This is a genomic window from Mycobacterium sp. (assembly GCF_032162105.1).
Lineage (GTDB): Bacteria > Actinomycetota > Actinomycetes > Mycobacteriales > Mycobacteriaceae > Mycobacterium.
The window spans coordinates 1-4087 of the sequence record NZ_JAVRPS010000237.1 but is presented as its reverse complement, the minus strand read 5'-3'; the positions used below and the strand labels follow the sequence as shown (position 1 = coordinate 4087).

Annotated in this window: 3 protein-coding genes; 1 reads left to right on the top strand and 2 read right to left on the bottom strand. The window is 67.9% G+C overall.

What is annotated here, in order from left to right; all coding sequences use genetic code 11:
• Positions 1-73: 73 nt before the first annotated feature.
• Entirely contained in the window at positions 74-877 is an 804-nt protein-coding gene (gene stf0 / locus QOC69_RS11905; RefSeq protein ID WP_526439623.1) for a trehalose 2-sulfotransferase, read from the bottom strand.
• 77 nt (positions 878-954) lie between these two features.
• Complete coding sequence (locus tag QOC69_RS11900) at positions 955-2334, bottom strand: sulfatase family protein (protein ID WP_526439621.1); 1380 nt, start codon at positions 2332-2334, stop codon at positions 955-957.
• A 167-nt stretch (positions 2335-2501) separates the two neighbouring features.
• On the opposite strand from QOC69_RS11900, the gene QOC69_RS11895 reads away from it, so the two are divergent.
• Complete coding sequence (locus QOC69_RS11895) at positions 2502-4055, top strand: HNH endonuclease signature motif containing protein (protein WP_526439619.1); 1554 nt, start codon at positions 2502-2504, stop codon at positions 4053-4055.
• Positions 4056-4087: the final 32 nt, after the last annotated feature.

The window sequence follows — 4087 nt, the reverse complement described above, 5'->3', positions numbered from 1 at the left end:
CGGATGATGTGCACCGACTCGGCTTCCAGCAGCCGCAGCTCCTCGACGTGACGGGTGTCCTCGGCGACGGTCGTCATATTGGCAGCCCCTCTCGTTCGGCCTCGGCGCGGTATCGGTCTACCCATTCGTCGGAGCGTTGATCGGCCTGACGTTGCAGCACCGGCGCCGGTGCCAGCCGTGGATCCATGCCGAGCGCGTCGAGCACGGTGCCGACGATGTCGGTGAGGTTGCGCCACAGCACCGGGTAGGGCACCTCGATCGGTTCGACGTTCTCCTCGGCAAACCAGTTGCGCCAGCCCACTTCCTGGGCCCGGAGCATGGTGATGACGTGTGCGATGGCGCCCGCGTGGTACTCGGCACGGGCGTCGCGGACGGGATCGGGCCTGCCGCGCCATACCCGGGTCTGCACCGCGCGCCAGAACGACACCGCCTGTGAGACCACGTCGGGTCGATACACATGCACCAGAACAGGATCCGAGCCGACGACGTCGCGGATCGCCGAGAGCAGCCCCTCACCCGAACGGTCCGGCAGGCCCGCCGCGCGCTGCAACAGAAGCGGCGTCTGATTCCACATCAGCTTGCCGCCCCATACGCCGTTCGGGGTGCGGCCGACGGTGCGGATGTAGTCCCGCCAGATCTCGGGCGGGGCAAGGTCGGGCTTGCCCTCGTCGAGCGGGTCGAGCAGTCGCAGAATCGAATCGTCGCCCGCGTCGGCGAACCATTCCCGCGGCTGCGGCGACTGGCTGGTCTTGGGCAGGTACTGGAAGAACTCCTGCGGCTCACCGGCGACACCGGTTGCGCGAAGCGACTCGACCAGCAGGGTGCTGCCGCTGCGCTGAGACGCGAGCACCAGATAGGCCGACGGGCGGGCTGCCATGCGCGAGAGCGTAACCAATACGAAAATGCAGTGCAGATCCGCCCATGGCGCTCACTTTAAATTCGCGATGAGCGGAACTATTGCCGTGTGCTGACGTCATCTGCGATACCGCGCTCGGCGGCAATTGCGGAGCGGCTCGGCAGTCGGTTTTCGTTTATGTGCGCATACGTTTCGGTGTATCTGGCCGATATGCGGGTGCCGGCGAACTCGGACGGGATGACGTCGTTGGTCTTCTGGCGCCAGTCGTTGAGCAGCAGAGCCATCTCGCTGGCGATGGCGTCCGCTGCGCTGCTCACGGCACCGGTCAACAGGTTGTCGCGCTCGGTCGGATCGGTCCGCAGATCGTACAGCTCCCGCTCCGGGCGGGGTCCGGAACTGAGTGGGGCGACGGCCCTGCCCGGTGCGCTCTCCTCGATGTCGAGGGGTAGATCCAGAAGTGGCCGCGTCGCGTAATTCTCGATGTAGCTGAATTCCTTTGTTCTGATCGCGCGAATCGGGTCAAAGGAATCGTGATACGTCTTCGTCGTATAAACCTCGCCGCGGACCGGCACCGAATGGGAAATCGCATCGAGCACATTCGCGGCGTGTGACAGTCCCTCGACGTCGTCGGGGTTCGGCAGCCCCAGCAGACCGAGCACCGTGGGCACCAGGTCGACCCCGCTGAACAGGTCGTCGTACACCCGGCCCGTCGTCTCGTGCCGCGTCGGCGGCCGCACGATCATCGCGATGCCCGTGCCCGCGTCGTACAGCGTCGACTTGGCCCGCGGCAGCGCAGGGCCGTGGTCGGTGAGGAACACGACCCAGGTGGTGCGGTCCAGCCCGGTCTCGGCGAGGGTGTCGAGCAGTTGGCCCACCGCTGCGTCGGCCACCGAGATCGAGCCGTAGAAGTCGGCCAGGTCCTCGCGCACGTCGGGCAGGTCAGGCAGGTAGTCGGGCAGGCGCACCGCATCCGGATCGGCCGGTTCGTAACGGTCCCGCGGATAGGGCCGGTGCGTCTCGAAGAACCCGGCGGTGAGCAGGAACGGCTGTTGCGGAGCGTCCCGCAGCCATCCAGTGGCGCGCTCGACCACGTACTCGCAGTACGAGTTTGACACGTCGTACTCGTCGAAGCCGAGCCGCGCTGGGAACGAGGTCTCGTGTTGCATGCCGAACAGCATTGTGTGCCAGCCGGATTCGGACAACAGCTGCGGCAGGGTGCGGACACCCGCGCGGTACTCCCAGCCGTGGTGGGCCAGGCCGACCAGGCCGTTGCTCTGCGGGTAGCGCCCGGTGAACAGCGAGCCGCGCGACGGCGAGCACAGGGGAGCGGTGGCATGGGCGCGGGTGAACAGGATGCCCTCGGCGGCGAGTCGGTCAAGGCGGGGGCTCGACACGTCGGCGTGACCGTAGGCGCCGAGATAGCGGCCGAGGTCGTGCCAGTGCACGATGAGCACGTTGTCGCGCTGCGGCCCTGTCACGTCGCGTCCTTCATCGTGAGCACACCAAACAGGCTTCCCCGGGCGTCGGCAACCGTTTCACTCATCGAGAAGCAACTTATCCACAGTCCGGATTTCATCCACAGGGCGGTCGGTTGGAGGGTGCGGCGTCGGTGTCGGCGTCTGGTGGCGGCAGTAAATTCGCACATGTGTTCGATGAATCGTTGCCAGGGCCCGATGCCCTCAGGGATGCCGACGACGCCAGCGTGGCGGCGGCGATCGCGGGCTGGGCACGGGTCGAGGCGGCCGCGGCTGCCCGTCGGCTGGCCGCGATCGCCGAACTGGTCCGCCGGCGGCCGGACGAAGACGGCAAGCAGGCGCACTGGGCTTGTGATGCATGGGATTTCGCAGCCGCCGAAGTCGCTGCCGCACAGACGATCAGCCATCGCGCGGCGTCGGCTCAGATGCACCAGGCGGTGGCGCTGCGCGATCGCCTGCCGCGCGTCGCTGCGCTCTTCTTGGCAGGTGACATCAGCCATCGCCTCGCGTCGACCGTCACGTGGCGCACGCAGCTCATCCTGGAGGACGAGGTGCTGGACCTGGTCGACGAGGAGATCGCGGCGCGGGTCAGCCGATGGGGCCCGCTCTCGGTGGCCAAGCTCGAAGAGGCCGTCGATCTCATTGTCGAGCGACACGACGCCGGCGCACTGCGCCGTTTCCGGTGCGCCGCCCGCAGCCGGGACGTCCAGATCGGTGACCGTCAAGATGCCACGGGTACGGCCTCGCTATGGGGACGGCTGTTCGCCACGGACGCCGCCGTGCTGCGCCGCAGGCTGGACGACATGGCCCGCGCCGTATGTGACGACGACCCCCGCACGCTGGGCCAGCGCCGCGCCGACGCACTCGGCACGCTTGGCGCGGGCGGCGACACCCTGGCCTGCGCGTGCGGGAACACGGATTGCCCGGCGGCCGGCGATGATTCGCGTGCCGCGGTCGTCGTCATTCACGTGCTCGCCGAGGCGTCATCCGTCGAGGGTCCGCCTGATGCGCACTTGTCGGGACAGCCGCCACAACAGCGCGTCACGCGCGATGCCACCCCGGCCGATGCCCTCGCGCCCGATCCGGAACCGCCGGGGTCGGCTCCTCGACCGGCCGGTGTGATCGCTGGTGGTGGTGTGTTGCCCGCCCCGTTGTTGGCCGAACTCATCCGCATGGGCGTGCCCGTCCGCCCGCTGCTTGCCGCCGACGCGTTGTCCGCCGAACCCGGCTACCGGCCATCGACCGCGTTGCAGCGGTTCGTCCGGAACCGAGACCTGACCTGTAGATTCCCCGGCTGCGACGTGCCAGCCGAGCGCTGCGACCTCGACCACACGATCCCGTACCCGATTGGGCCCACCCATCCGTCCAACCTCAAGTGTCTGTGCCGAAAACAACACTTGGTCAAGACCTTCTGGGGCGGGCCGGGTGGCTGGAGAGACTGTCAGCTGCCCGATGGCACGGTCGTCTGGACTTCTCCGACCGGCGCCGTCTACGTCACCCGTCCGGCTGGAAGCATGTACTTCCCCGGTTGGGACACCACCACCGCAGCGCTTCCGCCGCCGCGACCTGACCCCGATCGGCCAGACCCCCGAACGGTCAGCCGTGGTCCGAGCATGCCCACGCGTCAGCGCACGCGTGCGCAACAACGGCACCAAAGCATCAAGGCCGAACGTGCGCTCAACGATGCATTCGTCGCCGAACGCAATCGGCCCCCGCCGTTCTAGTGCAGAATTCGAGACATGCTGCGGCTGATCGC